General features: G+C 60.3%; 13 protein-coding genes. 8 read left to right on the plus strand and 5 right to left on the minus strand.

Annotated elements, in window-relative coordinates; all coding sequences use genetic code 11:
- Positions 1–35: 35 nt before the first annotated feature.
- The 5 genes from H8B14_RS14065 to H8B14_RS14085 all read right to left on the minus strand — a co-directional run bounded on the left by H8B14_RS14065 (position 36) and on the right by H8B14_RS14085 (position 6,638).
- Complete coding sequence (locus H8B14_RS14065; RefSeq protein WP_187316268.1) at positions 36–902, minus strand: nitrilase-related carbon-nitrogen hydrolase; 867 nt, start codon at positions 900–902, stop codon at positions 36–38.
- Positions 903–1,102: 200 nt separating this feature from the next.
- A complete protein-coding gene (gene hydA, locus H8B14_RS14070) occupies positions 1,103–2,479 on the minus strand; it encodes a dihydropyrimidinase (RefSeq protein WP_187316269.1) in 1,377 nt (458 codons plus the stop codon).
- 337 nt (positions 2,480–2,816) lie between these two features.
- Positions 2,817–4,169, minus strand: coding sequence for an aminotransferase class III-fold pyridoxal phosphate-dependent enzyme (locus H8B14_RS14075; RefSeq protein WP_187316270.1), 1,353 nt, complete (start codon positions 4,167–4,169; stop codon positions 2,817–2,819).
- Positions 4,170–4,314: 145 nt separating this feature from the next.
- Positions 4,315–5,787, minus strand: coding sequence for a CoA-acylating methylmalonate-semialdehyde dehydrogenase (locus tag H8B14_RS14080; RefSeq protein ID WP_187316271.1), 1,473 nt, complete (start codon positions 5,785–5,787; stop codon positions 4,315–4,317).
- 173 nt (positions 5,788–5,960) lie between these two features.
- Positions 5,961–6,638, minus strand: a complete 678-nt coding sequence (locus tag H8B14_RS14085) for a response regulator transcription factor (RefSeq protein ID WP_187316272.1) — start codon at positions 6,636–6,638, stop codon at positions 5,961–5,963.
- A 303-nt stretch (positions 6,639–6,941) separates the two neighbouring features.
- Between H8B14_RS14085 and H8B14_RS14090 the strand changes: the two genes are divergently transcribed.
- The 8 genes from H8B14_RS14090 to H8B14_RS14125 all read left to right on the plus strand — a co-directional run bounded on the left by H8B14_RS14090 (position 6,942) and on the right by H8B14_RS14125 (position 17,755).
- Positions 6,942–7,718 (plus strand): polysaccharide biosynthesis/export family protein, encoded by a 777-nt coding sequence (locus tag H8B14_RS14090; RefSeq protein ID WP_187316273.1) that lies wholly within the window; start codon positions 6,942–6,944, stop codon positions 7,716–7,718.
- A 153-nt stretch (positions 7,719–7,871) separates the two neighbouring features.
- Positions 7,872–10,265 (plus strand): GumC family protein, encoded by a 2,394-nt coding sequence (locus tag H8B14_RS14095; protein WP_187316274.1) that lies wholly within the window; start codon positions 7,872–7,874, stop codon positions 10,263–10,265.
- Between the two features lie 117 nt (positions 10,266–10,382).
- A complete protein-coding gene (locus H8B14_RS14100; protein WP_187316275.1) occupies positions 10,383–11,471 on the plus strand; it encodes a hypothetical protein in 1,089 nt (362 codons plus the stop codon).
- Positions 11,472–11,559: 88 nt separating this feature from the next.
- A complete protein-coding gene (locus tag H8B14_RS14105; protein WP_187316276.1) occupies positions 11,560–13,095 on the plus strand; it encodes a lipopolysaccharide biosynthesis protein in 1,536 nt (511 codons plus the stop codon).
- Positions 13,096–13,190: 95 nt separating this feature from the next.
- A complete protein-coding gene (locus H8B14_RS14110; protein ID WP_187316277.1) occupies positions 13,191–14,432 on the plus strand; it encodes a glycosyltransferase family 4 protein in 1,242 nt (413 codons plus the stop codon).
- On the plus strand, positions 14,429–15,757 hold the full coding sequence (locus H8B14_RS14115) for an O-antigen ligase family protein (RefSeq protein ID WP_187316278.1): 1,329 nt from the start codon (positions 14,429–14,431) through the stop codon (positions 15,755–15,757). Before H8B14_RS14110 ends, H8B14_RS14115 begins: the two co-directional genes overlap by 4 nt.
- Before the next feature lie 3 nt (positions 15,758–15,760).
- On the plus strand, positions 15,761–16,723 hold the full coding sequence (locus H8B14_RS14120; RefSeq protein ID WP_187316279.1) for a glycosyltransferase family 2 protein: 963 nt from the start codon (positions 15,761–15,763) through the stop codon (positions 16,721–16,723).
- A 33-nt stretch (positions 16,724–16,756) separates the two neighbouring features.
- Complete coding sequence (locus H8B14_RS14125; protein WP_187316280.1) at positions 16,757–17,755, plus strand: glycosyltransferase family 2 protein; 999 nt, start codon at positions 16,757–16,759, stop codon at positions 17,753–17,755.
- Positions 17,756–17,757 lie beyond the last annotated feature (2 nt).

The raw sequence follows: 17,757 nt of genomic DNA on the forward strand, positions 1-17,757 counted from the left end.
TTCGCTCTGCTCAGGATGACAGGAAAACCAATGGCCTACAGCTCCACCAGCTTCTCGTAGGTTTCGGGGCGACGGTCGCGGAAAAACTGCCAGGTGTTGCGCACTTCCTCAATCATGTCGAGGTCGAATTCGGCGATGAGCAACTCGTCCTTGTACTCGTCGGCCTGGGCAATAATCTGCCCGCGCGGGTCCACGAAGTAGCTGGTGCCGTAGAAGCGGCCCAGGTTCCAGGGCTTCTCCTCGCCTACGCGGTTGATGCAGCCCATAAAATAGCCGTTGGCCGCCGCGTGGGCCGGCTGCTCCAGCTTCCAGAGGTACTGCGAGAGGCCGGCCACGGTAGCCGAAGGATTGTACACGATTTCGGCGCCGTTCAAACCCAGCACTCGGGCGCCGTCGGGGAAGTGCCGGTCGTAGCAGATGTACACGCCTACCTTGGCGTACTTGGTCTGGAACACGGGGTAGCCCAGGTTGCCGGGCCGGAAGAAGAACTTCTCCCAGAAGCCCGAGGTATGCGGAATGTGGTTTTTGCGGTACTTGCCCAGGTAGGTGCCGTCGGCATCAATTACGGCCGCCGTGTTGTAGAGGAAGCCCGCCGATTCCCGCTCGTAGATGGGCACAATCATCACCATGTTGTACTTCTTGGCGTACTCGGCCATGCGGTCCGTAGTCGGGCCAGGCACCGACTCAGCCGAGGCATACCAGGCTTTGTCCTGGCCGGGACAGAAGTAGGGCGTATTAAATATTTCCTGCAAACACAGAATCTGCACGCCTTGGCGGCCGGCTTCCTCAATGAGCGGAATGTGCTTCTGCACCATGGCTTCCATAATTTCGGTAATGCTGCCTTCGCCTTCCGTCATGGGCAAGCTCATCTGGATCAGGCCGGATTTGATAATTCTGGGCATTGGGAGAGAGAGAAAGGGTTGGGGGAATGAGTTTGAATGTCAGTTGTTAGACCGTCATGCTGAGCTTGCCGAAGCATCTCTACGGCTTCGTTGGCCTCACCCCAACCCCTCTCCAGAAGAGAGGGGCTTAGGTTAGCATTACACCGTCAGCACGCGAGATTCCTCGCGCTGCTCGGAATGACGTTCTGGAGAAGTCGTTCCTAAAATGCCGTTTTGCCGCGCTTGATGAACTGCCCGTAGCCGCGCCCAACCTTGGTTTCGCCAGCGTCCACAGCTACCTGGCCACGCAGCAGCACGGTGTCGATTTTGCCAGTCAGCTCCCAGCCCTCGTAGGCCGAGTAGTCGACGTTCATGTGGTGTGTGTCGGCCGAAATCGTGTGCTTTTTCTCGGGGTCGAAAATGACCAGGTCGGCGTCGGCGCCGATGCTGATGGTGCCCTTTCGCGGGAACATGCCGAAGATCTTGGCCGCGTTAGTGCTGGACACTTCCACGAACTTCTGCAGCGAAATCCGCCCCTTACTCACGCCCTCCGAAAACAGCAGCTCCATGCGGTGCTCGATGGCGGGGTGGCCGTTGGGAATCTTGGAAAAGTCGTCCTTGCCCATCCGCTTCTGCGCCAGCATAAACGGGCAGTGGTCGGTGCCCACCACCTGCACGAGTCCTTGGTTGATACCGGCCCAGAGCGTCTGCTGGTCCTTTTTCTGCCGCAGCGGCGGCGACATAACGACTTTGGCCCCGTTGGCCTCATCCTCATACAGCGAGGCGTCGAGCACGAGGTATTGAATACAGGTTTCTACGAACACGCGCTGGTTGCGCTCCGTGGCCCGACGCACCTGGTTTAGGGCACCCTCGCAGGTCAGATGCACGATGTAGGCATTCACGCCGGTGTAGTTGGCAATGTCGCAGAAGCGGCCTGAGGCTTCGGACTCCGTGACTTCGGGCTGGCTGAGGTAGTGGTAGAGCGGCGTGAGCTTGCCCTGGGCGCGGTGCTGGGCAATGAGCGTGTCAATCATGTCGCCGTTGGTGGCGTGGGCCGTCACGAGGCCGCCGTGCTGGCGCACTTCCTGCATCAGCCCCACCATCTGCGCATCGTCAATCATCAGGGCACCCTTGTAGGCCATGAAGGTCTTGAACGAGGTGATGCCCTCGGCTACCATGTCCTTGATTTCCTCCTTGGTGCTGGGGTTGAAATCCGTCACGGCCATATGGAAGCTGTAGTCGCCGACGGCAGTACCAGTGGCGCGGCCCTGCCACTCAGTAAGGGCTTCGCGCAGGCTGTGGCCCTGCTTCTGTAGCACGAAGTCGATGACGGTGGTGGTGCCGCCGTGCAGGGCGGCGCGGGTGCCGGTTTCGTGGGTGTCGGAGCTGAACGTGCCCATGAACGGCATGTCGAGGTGCACGTGTGGGTCGATGCCGCCGGGCACGATAATCTTACCAGTGCAGTCAATGGTTTGGTCGGCCGTCACGGGCAGGTTGCGGCCGATGGCGGCAATAGTTTCGCCTTCGATCAGGATGTCGCAGATGGCGTCCGAATCGGCGGTAGCAACGCGGCCATTTTTGAGCAGTACAGACGCCATCAAAAACTAGTTAGTGAGAGGGTTACGACTGGAAAAGCTATTGATTTTCAGCTCCAAAAGCAAGAAATAACGCCTTAAATCCGGCAACAGCAAGGGCTAGGCCGATTGGCAACCGGCAGGGATAAGCAGCAGGAAAAGGAGGCGAAGCTGGTTGTATTCGAACGTCATTCCGAGCGGAGTCGAGGAATCTCGCGTGCTGACGTTGCAGTACTAATCAGTACCGTTGAAACGACGCAAGCGGGATGCTTCGGCTGCGCTCAGCATGACACTTACTGTTGCAGCATCAGCACGCGAGATTCCTCGGCAAGCTCGGAATGACTGTTCTTGTAAGTGAGGCCTACTGCACGTGGGCGTCAGTGATTTTCAATGCTTCACTGATAATGGCCAGGCCTTCATCCAGCTCCTCGCGGGTGATGCACAGCGGCGGCGCAATGAAAATATAATTCCAACGCACGAAGGTGTACATGCCCAGCTCCTTGATTTTGGCCATCACCTGGTTCATGATATCCATCTGGTGCGGGGCCGCGTTCCAGGGCGCCATCGGCTCCTTGGTTTGGCGATTTTTCACCAGCTCCAGGCACCCAAACAACCCCGTGTTGCGCCAGTCGCCGATGCTGGGGTGCTGGCCCATCAGCTCGCAGATTCGCTCGTCGAGGTAGCGGCCCATCTGCACGGTGTTTTCGAGCAGGTTGTCTTCCTCATAGATGTCGAGCACGGCCACGGCGGCGGCGCACGATACGGGGTGAGCTGAGTAGGTCAACCCCAGCGGTAGTGGCTTGTCGTCGAAGTGGTGCGCAATTTTCTCGTCCACCATCACCGCGCCCAGCGGCAGGTAGCCGGCCGTAATGCCTTTGGCCATGCACATCAGATCCACTTTCACGCCGTGGTGGTCGGACCCGAACCATTTGCCGGTGCGCCCGAAGCCGCTCATTACTTCATCGGCCACCAGCAGAATGCCGTGCTGGTCGCAGATTTCACGGATGCGCGTCCAGTAGCCGGGCGGATACTTGATGCAGCCCGACGTGCCCGACTCGCCTTCCAGAATGATAGCCGCAATGCTGCCGGGATTCTCGTAGCCAATGATGCGCTCCATGGCGGCGGCGGCGCGCTCGGCGCACTGCTCGGGCGTCTCGGAGTACCAAGGGCAGCGGTAGAAATACGGATTCTCGACGTGCACCACGTTGGGCATGGCCTGGCTGTCGACGGCGAATTTGCGCGGGTCGCCGCCGGCACTCATGGCCCCGTAGCTGGCCCCATGAAACGATTGGTAGAGCGTCACGATTTTGTGGCGGCCAGTATACACCCGCGCCAGCTTGATGGCATTTTCGATAGCCTCGGCCCCGCCCAGCGTGAAAAAGGCTTTGGTGAGGTTGGCTGGCGTAATGTCAGCCAGCTTGCGGCCCAGGTCACCGCGGGCTTTGGTAATCATGCCCGGATACACGTAGCTGACTTCGCGCATCTGCGCGGCTACAGCCTCGGTCACGCGCTGGTCGCCGTGCCCGATGTTCACGTTCATTAGCTGCGAACTGAAGTCGATGTAGCGCTTGCCGTCCCGGTCCCAGAGGTATACCCCCTCCCCTCTCTCGGCGCTGATGGGGTTCAATCCCGCCTGTTTCGACCACGAGAATAGCGTGTGGTCGAGGTTGTCGTGCAGGATCTGGTCTTGGTCGGTGGCGAAAGTGGTTTCCATGGGAAAGGGGGATTTTCTGACTACCTAAATCAGACCGTCCTGCTGAGCTTGCCGAAGCATCTCTACCACTTGGTTGAATCGGTGCAGGCGAAGCGGTAGAGATGCTTCGGCAAGCTCAGCAGGACGGTCTAATAGAACCGTTCTTCTAGCTCATCCAGTTCACCCGCGACTCGGGGTTCCACTTGGTGGTGGTTTTCTTGAGCTGGGTCCAGAATTCGATGGAGCTTTTGCCGGTGATGTCGCAGGCGCCGAACTTGGAGTCGTTCCAGCCGCCGAACGAGAATGGCTCGCGCGGTACCGGTACGCCGATGTTCACGCCAATCATACCGGCGTTGGCGTGGTCCATGACGTAGCGGGCGTGGCTGCCGCTCTGCGTGAAAACGGCGGCGGCATTACCGTACGGGTTGGCGTTTTCAATGGCCAGGGCTTCATCCAGCGTGTTTGTCCGCATGATGGCCAGCACCGGCCCGAATACCTCTTCCTGCGCAATGCGCATGTCGGGCGTCACGTAGTCGATGACCGTCGCGCCCACGTAGTAGCCGTCTTCGTGGCCAGGCACCACGGCGTTGCGGCCATCGAGCAGCACTTTGGCGCCAGCGGCTTCAGCCTCTGTAATATGCTGCTCGATGCGCTCCTTGGCTTCTTTGCTGATGACAGAACCCAGGTTCTGGCCAACCACAATCTTGCGGGCTTCTTCCACGATTTTAGCCACGATGCCATCCACTGCGCCCACGCCCACCATCGTGGAGCCGGCCATGCAGCGCTGCCCCGCGCAGCCCGACATAGAGGCGGCCACGTTGGAAGCCGTCATTTCGGGGTGGGCGTCGGGCAGCACCATCAGGTGGTTTTTGGCGCCACCCAGGGCCACGCAGCGTTTCAGGTTGCTGGTAGCCCGGATATACACCACCTTGGCAATTTTGGTGGAGCCCACGAAACTCATGGCCTGAATAGTGGGATGGTCGCAGATGGCTTCCACGATTTCCCGGTCGCCGTGCACGATGTTGAGGACGCCGTCGGGTAGGCCAGCTTCTTTGAGCAGCTCGGCAATGCGGCCGGCACTGAGCGGTACTTGCTCCGAGGGTTTCAGAATCATGGTATTGCCCAGTACCAGCGCGTTCGGGATGGTCCAGTGCGGCACCATGTTGGGGAAGTTGAACGGCGCAATGCTGGCTACCACGCCCAGCGGCTTACGCTCGGCGCGGGCTTCCACTCCTTTGCTGACTTCCAGAAACTCGCCCTGCACCAGCTGCGGCAACGAGCACGCAAACTCGGTCAGCTCGATGGCTTTCTCCACTTCGGCGCGGGCCTCGTCGAAGGTTTTGCCGTTTTCCTCGCGCACCAGCTCGGCCAAGGCCTGCATGTCGCGCTCCAGCAGGGTTTTGTAGCGGTAGAAAATCTGGACCCGCTCCTTAATAGGCGTGGCCGCCCACCCCGGATACGCCGCCTGCGCGGCCTGCACGGCGGCATCAAGCGCAGCAGAGCTGCTGCGCGGAACGGTGGAAATCAGCGTGCCGGTCAGGGGACTGAAGACATCCAGCGTCGCGCCCGGGGCATCATCGGCAAACTGGCCCGCTATGTAGTTGCGTAAAGCAGGGTACTTGAGGGTTTGCACTTCCATGTTACGGGAATGTTAAGTCCCTGGCAAGCTAGGAGTTTTGCATCAATTTGCTAATCCCTCCGGAAGTCTTCGCAATGATTTTTACTTTTTTAATGAAAATGGCAAAACACAACCCCGCTCCAGTGGTTGCCGCCCATTACTCTGCCAGCCTCAACGACGCCCATTAAGCTTCTCTATTCTTCCTTCATTACGTAGCCCATGCCCACCAGCGTGTGAATCAGCTTAGGGGTGAAATCCTTATCGATTTTCTTGCGCAGGAAGTTGATGTACACGTCAATGACGTTGGAGCCCGTATCGAAAGAAGTTTCCCAGACGTGCTCCAGAATATCAACGCGCGAAATGACGCGGCCTTTGTGGCGCAGCAAGTATTCCAGTAGCGAAAACTCTCGTGCCGTGAGTTGAATGGGCTGCCCGGCGCGCTGCACCAGCTTGCTGCCCGGGTCCAGCGTGAGGTCGGCGAGTTGCAGCACGGCGGCCGCGGCGGCCGCTTCGGGGCGGCGGCGGACCAGTGCCCGAATGCGGGCCAGTAGCTCCTGGAAGGCAAACGGCTTCACTAAGTAGTCATCTGCGCCGGCATCGAGGCCCCGGATTTTATCGTCGGTTTCGCCTAGGGCCGTGAGCATCAGAATAGGCACGGCTGGGTTATGGGCCCGCACCTGCCGGCATACTTCCAGGCCGCTCAGGCCCGGCAGCAGGTTGTCGAGAATGATCAGGTCGTGCTGGCCGGAGAGAGCCAGCCGCAGGCCAGTAGGTCCGTCGATGGCTACTTCCACGTTGTGTTGTTGCTCCGTCAGGCCTTTATGCAGAAAGGCGGCCACTTTGGGCTCGTCTTCTACCAGCAGGATTTTCATGCAGCGGGATGTTAAGGATGATACCGGAATCCGACGGGCCGAAGGTACAGCCTTCCGCTTATCCAGCCCAGCAACCTGCCGACGCCTATCTAGACAGCTGAAACATAGGTTTTTAACTATTAATAAGGCTATAACGACCTGCTATGAGTGCAATATTTTATTTAAAAAATTTAATAAACACTTGCTTTTACAATTTCAATCCAACATTTTTATAAAAAAGTGCCAGTATCAGAAATATGCAGGTTTTTGTATTGCTGACCTTTTCCCGCCCTGCTGCTTCTCCACCACCACGTGCCACTTCTCATGCTGTATTCCGCTGTTCGTCTGCTGTTGCTGGGTGTGTTGCTGTTGAGCATTTCATTGGTTTCATGCGTGCCGACGCGCGACGTTACGTATCTGCAAGGCCCCTACTCGGCACAGCCGACTAGTGTGGTTAACCAACCCACAGAGTACCTGATTATGCCCAATGATGTGCTGTACATCCGGGTGCAGAGTGCGCAGCCCGAACTGACCAAAGCATTCAACCTGCACGAAAACGAAATGCTTTTCGGCCAGTCGGACCCCGGCTCTTTGTATGTGAATGGCTATATGGTAGACAACAGCGGGCACATTCTGGTCCCGACAGTGGGCAAGGTGCTGGTGAAAGGCCTCACTATTAGCGCCGCACAGGATCTGGTACAAAAATCAATTGCCAACTACGTGCGCAATGCCACTGTGGTGCTACGGCTGGTAAGCTTCCGGGTAACCGTGCTGGGCGAAGTGAAAGCGCCTGGCCGCTATACCATCTTCAACGACCGGGCAACGGTGCTGGAAGCCCTGGGTTTGGCTGGCGACCTGACGCCGCTGGGCAACCGGCGCACGGTAAAGCTGATTCGGCAAACCAAAGATGGCTCGCAGGTGATGCTGCTGGACCTGACGCGTCCGGAGTTGCTTAGCTCGCCCTACTATTACCTGCTGCCCAACGATGCTCTGTACGTGGAGCCGGTGAAGGCTCTCACCCAACGCGGCAACTCTGTGAACCTAGGGCTGCTGTTTTCCGGCCTTGGCACAGCCGCATTGCTCTACGGGCTCTTCCGCTAAAGTGAAATCAGGTTCGCGGAAACAAATTCATATAAATAAATCAATTTTTAATATAACAATAGTAAATTCAGTTTTCGGCCATCCGCCCCTGCCAGCCCTACCAGTATCCGGTGGATTTCGGGTAGGCTACTCTTCCGCCTTTCTCCTGCTGCTATGTCTACTAATCAAACTCCTTCCACCGCCGACGAGCTGAACCTGAGCAACATGCTGTTCAAGCTTCGGGCGCGCTGGTACTACTTTGTGGCCTCTCTGGCCTTGGCTATGGCGGCGGCGTTTTTCCTGGCTCAGCTGATGCCCGTGCGCTACGGATTTCATTCCACGCTGATGCTTTCTGACCGTGCTACCGGTTCGCGCCACACGCAGGACTTGCTCACCACCGACAACAAAGAACACGAAACCAAGACTGAAGACGAAATCGGCTTGCTGACGTCGGCGGGTCTGATCAACCAGACGCTCCGCAGTCTGGATTTTGGGGTCAGCTACCACGTAGTACCTGATGTGTGGGTGAATGCGCTGAAGCCCCTCAAAACGCAGGAAATCTATGGCGCGGAAGTGCCCATTCGGGTGCGGCTAGACAGTGCTGCGCCCCAGGCAATCGGGGTCCGCTACTTTGTGGAAACGCTGCCCGACGGACGGCTGCGCGTACAGGCTGAAGGCAAGCAGGTGCCCGTAGTGCAGTACCAGACCGGCGCTATGCTGAACACAATACCTGAGTTTAATTTCGAGCGCACAGTCAGCCCTGGCGAGACAATCCAGGGCCCTTACTCGCGCTTCACTATTGAGGGTAGCACGGTGGCGCTGGGAAACCAGAAATTCTTCTTCGTGCTGCACTCACTGCCCGAACTCACAGATACGTACCGCAGCAGCCTTACCGTTAAGCCAATTGAGCGTTACTCGCGGGTGCTCAACCTAACTACCAAGGGCGCAGTGCCAGCAAAAGAGCTGCGCTTTCTGGATGCCCTGATGCAGACCTACATTGTAAACGACCTTACCGACAAAAACCGGGACGGCCGCACTGCCTTGGCATTTATCGACTCGCAGTTAGGTAAAGTAGGCGACTCGCTGCGCCGCGCCGAGTCGGCGGTGGCTACGTTCCGGGGGCAGCGGGGCCTGGTAGATGCCTCGCAGCAAGCTACTTCGGACCTGCAAATGCGCAGCCAGCTGGAAAACGACCGGGCCCGGGTGCTGAACGCGCGCCTGGCTTACCAGAACGTGTTGAGCTACCTGCGGGCCTCGCCCGATGGCGACGCCGTTAGTTCGGCCACTGGCCTGGGAGTAGAAGACCCCGTACTCAACAGCCAGATTATGGAGCTGGCCCAGCTGAACAGCCAGAAGGCCGGGCTGGCGGTGGAAGCGTCCGAAGGCAACCCCGTAGTGCAGGCATTGAACAACAAAATCCAGAGCCGGCGCGCGGCGCTGCTGCGCAACCTTACCAACCTGATCCGCTCGTCGGATGTAGCCCTGCAGGGCTACGACCAACGCCTGGGAGCCGTACGCAGCAGCATCAGCCGGATGCCGGAAAATGAGCGTCAGCTGGCACTGCTGCGTAGCCAGGCCGATATCAACGACAAGAACTACACCTTTCTGCTCCAGAAAAAAACGGAAGCAGCCGTGACACTGGCCACCAACACCAGCGACAAGAAAGTGGTGGACCAGGCCGCCATGGAAAGCAACGACCCATTGCCGCCCCTGCCCTCGCAGCTCTACCTGATTGCGCTGGTGCTGGGCCTGATGATACCGGCGGGCTTTATCCTGTTGCGCGACCGGGCCGACCAGACCGTGCAGACCGTGGACCAGATCAAGAATGTTACAAACGTTCCGTTTCTGGGCCTGATTGCCGACGCTGGCAAAGCGACGAAGCTGGTGCGCCACGAAATGCCCAAATCGGCTGTAACGGAGTCGTTCCGAACGGTACGCATCAACCTGCAGTATGTAAGTGGTGGCACGCAGCAAAAGGTCATCGGCTTCACTTCTTCTGTTTCTGGAGAAGGCAAGACCTTCTGCTGCGTCAACCTGACGGTGGAACTGGCCTTGTCGGGCAAGCGCACTGTGTTGATTGAAACCGACCTGCGCAAGCCCACGATGAGCGCCTACTTTGGCTTCTCGGCGCGACGAGCGGGGTTGTCATCGTATCTGCGGGGCGAAATCACGCTGGCGGAAGCCATGCAGCAACCCGACCAGATTCCGAACCTGGACGTGCTGGCGGCCGGCCCCATTCCGGATGATGCCATGGCCCTGCTGGAAAACCCGCGCTTTGGCGCCCTGATTGAGCTACTCAAAAAGGACTACGACTATGTGGTGCTGGATGCGCCGCCGGTAGGGTTGGTAGCAGAGTATCATATTCTGCGGCAATACATTGATGTGTCGGTATTTGTGGTGCGCCACCGCTACACCCAGCGCAACAGCCTGCAGCACCTGCATGAACTGGCCGATACTGCCCAGCCAGGCACCCCGGCCGGGCAAGTGTACGTGCTGCTCAACAACGTGAATTTCCACGACACCTACGAATACCATTACAAAAGCCAGGCGGCCTACTACTCGGTATGAGGTGAAATGGCCGGAGAAGCAGACGCTGGGCTAGCCGTGTCACTGGTGCCCTCAGCGCCGCCCTGCGCCGCCAGCACGGCAAATTCACCTATCCCACAACCTCCCCATTTCCCCCTTATGGCCATTGTAACGAGCCTTTGTGTGGACACTGCCGGTACGCCTGCTTCGGTTTATCCGCAGCTGCTGGATGTGGGCGTGCAAGAGCGACGCCGCCTTTACTGGCAGTGCACAGTGGTGTTTTTTGCTACTTCTGTGCGCTGCAACCCAGGCGTAACGCATCTGTTTTATACTAACGACGAGGCACCAGCCTGCTGGGGAGGCATTGATTATCGGGCGTTTCTCGAGCAACTGGGCGTGCAGACGCGACTATTGCCGTTCGAGGAGTTCTGCCCGCCGCCCGCCTTCGGCACCGAGTTTCGCAATGCATTCTACAAGCTGGAAGTATTGCGCGAAATGGCTCGTCCTGAGGCTGAAGACGGCAGCATCCTGCTCGACTCGGACTGCGTCTGGACGCGGCCGGCGCCGGCTTTGCTGGCCTTACTGCGCCAGCCCGGCACGCTGCTTTTGCTGGACGCCGAGCCCGACACCGGCCCCGACACCAAGGTGCATGGCCTCAGCCGCCGCGACATTGGCAACCTGTACCGGCAGCTCGACCCTACCTATCCGGTAGCGGTGCCCCACCACTATGGCGGCGAGCTGTTGGGGGGCAGCCGCCCACGGCTGGCTGAGGTAGCGGCGGCGCTGGAGGTTTTTTGGAAGCTAGTGCTGCGCAGCCACCCAACGGCCGCACCCCGCTTTGCCAGTGGCCGCAGCCTCTTCGATGGCGACGAGTACCTGACCAGCTTCGTGTACAACCGCCTGGAGCGGCCCGGGGTAGATGCCAGCCCGTTTATCCGGCGCATCTGGACTTCCTACCGCAAAACCAATGTGCGCCCCACCGATCTGCAGCTGCCCATCTGGCACTTACCCAACGAGAAAAACCAGGGCCTGCCTATTCTTTGCCAGCGGGTGCTGAACCCGCACAGCGCCTTCTGGAGCACGCCTACCACCGACCTGGCTACTTACCTGGGGCGTTTCCTGGGAATTCCGCAGCCCTTGTGGCACCCGCAGCGCCTACTCATTATGGCCCGGAAGCTTCCCCGCCTGCTGGTCTTGCTCCGGCGGCAGCTTTCGCCGCCGGCCCGGGTGGCGCTTAGTCCCGGCTAGCAGCCAGGCCGCTTTGGTTCTTCTTTCTTCCTCCGCCGCTCCTGCCAACTATCCTTCTGCTGTGCAGCCCGTTGCTTTTGCTTCTGCTATGCCTGCCGTCTCTACTTCTGCCATTCCGGCCAGCACCCTCCGCGGGCTGCGCTGGAGCCTGATTGCTACCGGCCTGATTGCCGTGCTGCAATTCATTTATTCCGGTATCATGTCTCGTCTGCTTTCGCCCACTGATTTTGGGTTGATGGGTATGGCCATGGTTGTTATCAGCTTTGGCGGCTATTTTGCTCATATGGGGCTGGAGCAGGCCCTCATTCAGCGGGCCAATCTGGAACCGGTACACATCCGGGCCACTTCTACGGTTGCCATTGCCCTGGGCATATGCGTGACCAGCCTGATGTGGGGGCTGGCCCCGCTGGCCATGCTGCTGTTTAAGGAGCCTGGGGTGGTGAGTGTGCTGCGGGGCATGTCGCTGACGTTTGTCCTGAACAGCCTTGGGGCCACTTCGCAGAGCCTGCTGCGCCGCCGCATGGCCTTTGATTTGCTGGCCCGCATAGAGCTAGGAGCTTTTTTGGCAGGCTATGGCGTGGTGGGGCTGGGCCTGGCCTGGGCGGGCTGGGGCATCTGGAGCCTGGTGGGCGCTACCCTTTCCAACCTGCTGGTGAAGGCCGTGGCGGCCTGGCTTTGCGTGCGCCACAGCTTGCGCCCCCCGTTGCGCTGGGCGCACTATCGGCCGCTGGTCAATTTTGGCGGGGCCGTATCGGTGGTAAGCTTGCTGGAATACTTCGGCGCCAACCTCGACCGGCTCAGCATCGGGCGGCTGCTGGGTACCTACACGCTGGGCCTCTACAACCGCACCTTTTTTCTGGTTCAGCTGCCGCTCTACCAATTCACCGACAGTATTTCGCGGGTGATGCTGCCCTCCTACAGCAGCCTGCAGCACGACATTCCGCGCCTGCGGCCGCTCTACCTCACCACGCTCAGTTTGTCGGCGTGGGTGATGCTGCCGATGGCGGCCGGCATGGCTACCGCCTCCGACCCGCTGGTGCGGGTGGTGCTGGGGCCGCAGTGGCTGGAAGCGGTGCCGCTGCTGGGGCCGCTGGCCCTTATGGTGGGGGCGCATCTGCTTACCATCTACAGTGGTTCGCTGTGCGAGTCGTTGGGCAGGCTGAAGTTCAAAGTATGGCTGCAGCTAGGCTTCATTGCCGGATTGGGCGCCGGCCTGCTGCTGGCAGCGCCCTACGGGTTGCGCGCGGTGGTGCTGACGGTGCTGCTGGCCGAGGTGCTGCGCCACCTGACGTACCAGTGGGCCATTCGCCGCTACCTCCACATTCCGGTGGCCAGTCTTTGGGGGGCCTACTGGCCGGCGCTGTGCACAGCGCTGGTGCTGGCAGTGGTGCTGAGCACAGTGCAAACCGGCCTGGCCGAACTACAGGTGGCAGCGCTGCCGCAGCTGCTGCTGCTGATGGCGCTGGGCGTGGTGGCGCTGCTGGGCCAGCTGGCCATGCCCTGGAACCGCAGCATCCGGGTTTCACTCTACCACGAGCTGGAAGCGCATCTCAGCGCCGGCCAGCTACGCAACCGGCTGCTGGCGTTGCTGGGGCCCACACCCGCCATCGTCAGCAGCAAATAGCAAACCCCGGACAGGCACCACTACTCAGGCCCTTGCCTATTGCACTGTAGCTCTTTCTTCCTATCACGCTTTTCCTTACTGGCGCTTCACACGTTATGAAAATCGGGCTGGCCACACCTATTGATATCGAAGTGCTGAGTCCGCACCTAGACCTGGCGGCGGGCACTGTGCCGCCGCAGGGCCTGGGAGGCAGTGCCACTACGCCGCTGGTGCAGGGGCTGCTGGCGGCGGGCCACACGGTATCGGTGTACACCTTGGGCCGCAATATTCCAACGCCTGTGGTGCTGCGCGGGCCCCACCTCACGGTGTATGTAGGCAACTTCCGCGCCCGCGCCCGGCAATACTGCCCCGATTTATTTGCGGCGGAAGCAGCCGTTATCCGCCAGTTCATTGACGTGGATCAGCCGGATATCGTGCACGCGCACTGGGGCTACGAGTTTGCCCTGGGGGCTCTTGAAAGTGGCCGCCCTACCCTTATCACGCTCCACGACGACCCCTGGACCGTGCTGCGCTACCAGCCTGACCTCTACCGCGTGGTGCGGCTGCTCCTGAAGATGCGGGTGCTGCGCCGGGGCCGACATTTCACGGCTGTTTCGCCTTATCTGGCCGAGGCATTGCGTAGCAGCACCCGCCACCCAACGGTGGTGCCAAATGCTGTGCTGCCGGGTCCTGGCGGAGTGCGGCCTTTTCCGGTGGGGCCGCAGCGGCGCATCATTTCCGTTCTCACGGGCTGGTCGGCACGGAAAAATGCCGACACGGCGCTCCGGGCATTTCAGCAGGTGCGGCGGCAGCTGGGCTCCGGCACCGAGTACTGGCTGTTTGGGCCCGACTACGGCCCTGGAGAAACGGCGGAGCGCTGGGCCCGGGCCCAGGGCCTGGCCGACGGCGTGCATTTTGCCGGGCTGCTCGACCACGAAGCGCTGCTGCGTGAGCTCCCTGGCTTTGACGTGCTGCTGCACCCGGCCCGCGAGGAGTCTTTCGGGCTGACGCTGGTGGAGGCCATGCAAGCCGGCCTGCCGGTGGTGGGGGGCGCGCATTCTGGGGCAGTGCCGTGGGTGCTGGCAGAAGGCCAGTGCGGCGTCCTGACGGATATAAATTCCGCTGACGCCACGGCCGCCGCACTTGTGCAGCTCCTGACACAGCCCACCTTGTATGAGACGCTCAGTGCCCGGGGTGTGGTGCGGGTGGCCACACAGTTCTCTCAGCAGGCCGTGACAGCCGCCTACGAGACCTTATACCGCCAAGTGCTGGAGCGGCAGCAGCTGACTTCGCCCCTCCCCCAGCCAATAGCCGCACCCTCTGTTTACCGCCAGCAGGCGGCTGCCCTACTGCTATGAAAATCAACCTCCGCTTTCTTTATCTGCTCGGGATTCTGATTTTGTTTTTCTCGGACCCTATGTTTTCGGATCTGCTCACGGGGCATGCCGCCGAAGAAGACACGGGCCCACATCCGGCCCACGACTACAACGTGCTGTACTCGCGCCTGTTCGCGTTTCTGTGCGTGGGCATGAGTGTATTTTATTACCGGTATCTGAGCGGAGTGGTCCGGCTGATGTTCTGGGTGGGAGTGGTTGCTACAGGCCTGCTCGCTGCCGAGTCGTACTGGTTCTACGAGACGCCCATGGTGTATCCGCACGTGTTTCAGAAGCTGCTGGTGCTGTTTGCCATTCCGGCTTTTTATGGCCTCTACGCCCGCTTCGGCCGCATTACCATAGCCGACATCGTGCCGGTAATCTGGCTGGGACTGGCTCTGAACCTGATTTTCATCAATGCAGAAGTGGTGAGCATCGGCGCCTTCCTGGCCCACAACCGGGGCCTCTATGCATCCTCGGCGTATCTGCTGATGATACCGCTGCTGCACCATTTCAACACCTATCTGGCGGGCCGCAAAACGCGGCATCTGGCGCTGTTTTTTCTGGCGGCGTTTGCCATCTTCTTTTTCCAGCACCGCACCGTGTGGGTAACGGCTGGTGCCGCACTAGCGCTGAATGGGCTGCTGGTGATGCGGGCGGCCCCGCGGCGCCTGGGCGGCCTGGCCCTGCCGGCGCTGCTGGGTGTTCCGCTGCTGCTGTTTTTTCTGACAGCCTCCTTCATTTTTGTGTCATATCCAGAAGTGCTCGATAAGCTAGCCGCCAACTTCTCCGACATCGAAAACCACAGCACGCAGGGAACCGGCTCGTGGCGGCTGCTGCAGTTTGAATCGTACTGGCCGTTTGTAGAGGAAAATCCGCTGCTGGGGATGCGCCTAGCGGGTTTCGAGCTGCCGGTGCAGTTCTACAATCCCGAAAGCCACACCACTTTCTTCGAGGACGGACACGGCCACAACCTACACAGCTTCTACCTGGAAATTCCCTTCTATTTCGGGGCGGTAGGCATGTTCCTGTTTGTGCTTCCTCAGCTGAGTCTGGCGTTGCAGCTGGTTCGCCGCGCCCCTGCGTCGCCTGAGGCGCTTTCCTGGGCGGTGCTTATTGTCACGAGCCTGGTGTACGCCTACTCCTACTGCCTGCCGTCGTTTTTCTTCGGTTTCATTGGGTTTGGCCTGCTGCGCATTGCGCAGCAGGCGCCCGCCTCGCCTCTCCAACAGGCGCCCTTAACCCAGCGTCCTGCGTCTGCCGCTCCAACACCTGCTGCCCCTTCCGTTCCGCTTCCTTTTCCGGTCTGAGCTATGACAACTTCTCCTGTTCCTGCCATCCGGCCTCCCCTGGCCTCGCCGCCCCGGGCCGCGGTACTTTTCATCATCTTCAACCGGCCCGACGTGACGCTGCAGGTGCTGGCGGCAATCCGGGCGGCCCGCCCGCCCCGCCTCTACGTGGCCGCCGACGGCCCCCGCGCCCAGCGCCCCACCGAAGCAGCCACCTGCGCTACGCTGCGCCAGCAGGTGCTGGCGGCTGTAGACTGGCCCTGCACTGTGCAGACGCTGTTTCGGGAGGAAAACCTGGGCTGCCGCCGGGCCGTGAGTGAAGCCATCAGCTGGTTTTTCGAGCACGAAGAAGCCGGCATCATCCTCGAAGACGACTGCCTGCCGCACGCCAGCTTTTTCCCTTACTGCGAAGAAATGCTCCAGCACTATGCTCCCGATACGCGGGTGCTGCACATCAGCGGCAGCAACCTGCTGCGGGGCTGGACCCGCGACCCGGACTACTCCTACTTCTTCTCGCAGTACGTGGGTATCTGGGGCTGGGCCACCTGGCGCCGGGCGTGGCAGCTCTACGATGCCGCCACGCCGCTACTGCCTGAGCTGGACCGTAAGGGCTATTTCTGGCGCCGCTTTTTCCATAGCCTGGAGCAGCGCATGGCGTTGCAGCCGCTGTGGGCCACACACAACGGCCAGCTCGACACCTGGGACTACCAGTGGGCCTTCACGCTGCTCAGCCAGTCGGGCCTGAGTGTTACGCCGGGCGTGAACCTGATCAGCAACATTGGTTTCGGCAGCCAGGCCACGCATACCCACAACGTGGGGCACCCCTGGGCCAACCTGCCCACCCAGCCTATGCAACTGCCGCTGCGGCACCCCGCTTTCATGATGCGCGACACACTTGCTGACTACCGGCAATGGCGCTCCATGCTGCGCGACAAAGCCGTGGCCCGGGTGCGCCAGCTGGCCGCCGTTTTTTCCGTGACGCTTTAAGTCTTCTTTCTTTATCCATCCACTTTCCTTGCCATGGCTGCTCTCCAACTCTCCATCATCGTTCCGACCTACAACCGCCTGCCCGATCTGCAGCGGGTGTTGGGGCAGCTGCAGCGCATGTTGCGCCCGCCGGGTTTGAGCCTGGAAATTCTGGTCAGTGACAACTCCACCGAAAACGACACCCAGGAGTGGTTTGCGCGCGAACAGCCGGCCGGCATGGCCTACCACCGCAATGCGCGCAACCTCGGCCAGTACAACAACTGCAACCTGGCCATTCGCCGGGCCCAGGGCGAGTGGGTGCAGATTCTGCACGACGACGATGAAATAACCCCGGACTACCTGTATGCTCTGCAGCCCTACCTCACCGACCCCGGCCTGGTGCTGGTGACGGGCCGCAGCATCTTTGTGGGCACCAACGCTGCGCAGGTGCAGCAACAGCACGACCTGCGCCTGCAGCAGCTGAACTTCACATACCCAAGCCGGCTCGATGGGCGGCAGCTGTTCACCCAAACGCTGCAGCTGGGCTGCCCCTTCATCATTTCGCACTCCCTGATGCGCCGCGAGGCCGTGCTGGCGGCGGGCAGCTTCAAGGAGCAGCTGCGCTACACCGGCGACTTTGATCTGTGGCTGCGCATGATGATGCGCGGCGACTTTCAGGTGGTTGATGCTGTGATGGGCAACTACCACCTGCATCCGGGCAACCAGATTTCCACCCGCTCCACGCGCTGGGCCATGTACACGGAAAGCTACTGCCATGCGCTCTACTACCTGGCCCCTCTGCAGCACTACGACCCGGCCGGCGCAGCTGCCTTTCGCCAGACGCTTTCCAGGGAAGTATCCAAACTGCGTTTTATCTCGGGGCAGCTGCTGCACAACCGCAGCCTGAGCCGGCGCCTCGATACGCTGCTACAGCGCCACCAGCTCCACCCTCGCACCACGCCGTCGTCGTTGCCCTACATGCTGCTCAATGCCTTGCCTGCCGACCTGGGCGGCCAGCTCTACCGGGGCCTGATGAGCGCGCTGCCCGCTTAATA

It is taken from the genome of Hymenobacter puniceus (assembly GCF_014333525.1).
Lineage (GTDB): Bacteria > Bacteroidota > Bacteroidia > Cytophagales > Hymenobacteraceae > Hymenobacter.

Bases quoted from the DNA above. Each gene is read 5' to 3' on its own strand.
- H8B14_RS14075 (WP_187316270.1), bottom strand. From the start codon at position 4,169: ATGGAAACCACTTTCGCCACCGACCAAGACCAGATCCTGCACGACAAC.
- H8B14_RS14085 (WP_187316272.1), bottom strand. From the start codon at position 6,638: ATGAAAATCCTGCTGGTAGAAGACGAGCCCAAAGTGGCCGCCTTTCTG.
- H8B14_RS14125 (WP_187316280.1), top strand. From the start codon at position 16,757: ATGGCTGCTCTCCAACTCTCCATCATCGTTCCGACCTACAACCGCCTG.
- H8B14_RS14090 (WP_187316273.1), top strand. From the start codon at position 6,942: ATGCTGTATTCCGCTGTTCGTCTGCTGTTGCTGGGTGTGTTGCTGTTG.
- H8B14_RS14065 (WP_187316268.1), bottom strand. From the start codon at position 902: ATGCCCAGAATTATCAAATCCGGCCTGATCCAGATGAGCTTGCCCATG.
- H8B14_RS14095 (WP_187316274.1), top strand. From the start codon at position 7,872: ATGTCTACTAATCAAACTCCTTCCACCGCCGACGAGCTGAACCTGAGC.
- H8B14_RS14110 (WP_187316277.1), top strand. From the start codon at position 13,191: ATGAAAATCGGGCTGGCCACACCTATTGATATCGAAGTGCTGAGTCCG.
- hydA (WP_187316269.1), bottom strand. From the start codon at position 2,479: ATGGCGTCTGTACTGCTCAAAAATGGCCGCGTTGCTACCGCCGATTCG.
- H8B14_RS14105 (WP_187316276.1), top strand. From the start codon at position 11,560: ATGCCTGCCGTCTCTACTTCTGCCATTCCGGCCAGCACCCTCCGCGGG.
- H8B14_RS14120 (WP_187316279.1), top strand. From the start codon at position 15,761: ATGACAACTTCTCCTGTTCCTGCCATCCGGCCTCCCCTGGCCTCGCCG.
- H8B14_RS14080 (WP_187316271.1), bottom strand. From the start codon at position 5,787: ATGGAAGTGCAAACCCTCAAGTACCCTGCTTTACGCAACTACATAGCG.
- H8B14_RS14100 (WP_187316275.1), top strand. From the start codon at position 10,383: ATGGCCATTGTAACGAGCCTTTGTGTGGACACTGCCGGTACGCCTGCT.
- H8B14_RS14115 (WP_187316278.1), top strand. From the start codon at position 14,429: ATGAAAATCAACCTCCGCTTTCTTTATCTGCTCGGGATTCTGATTTTG.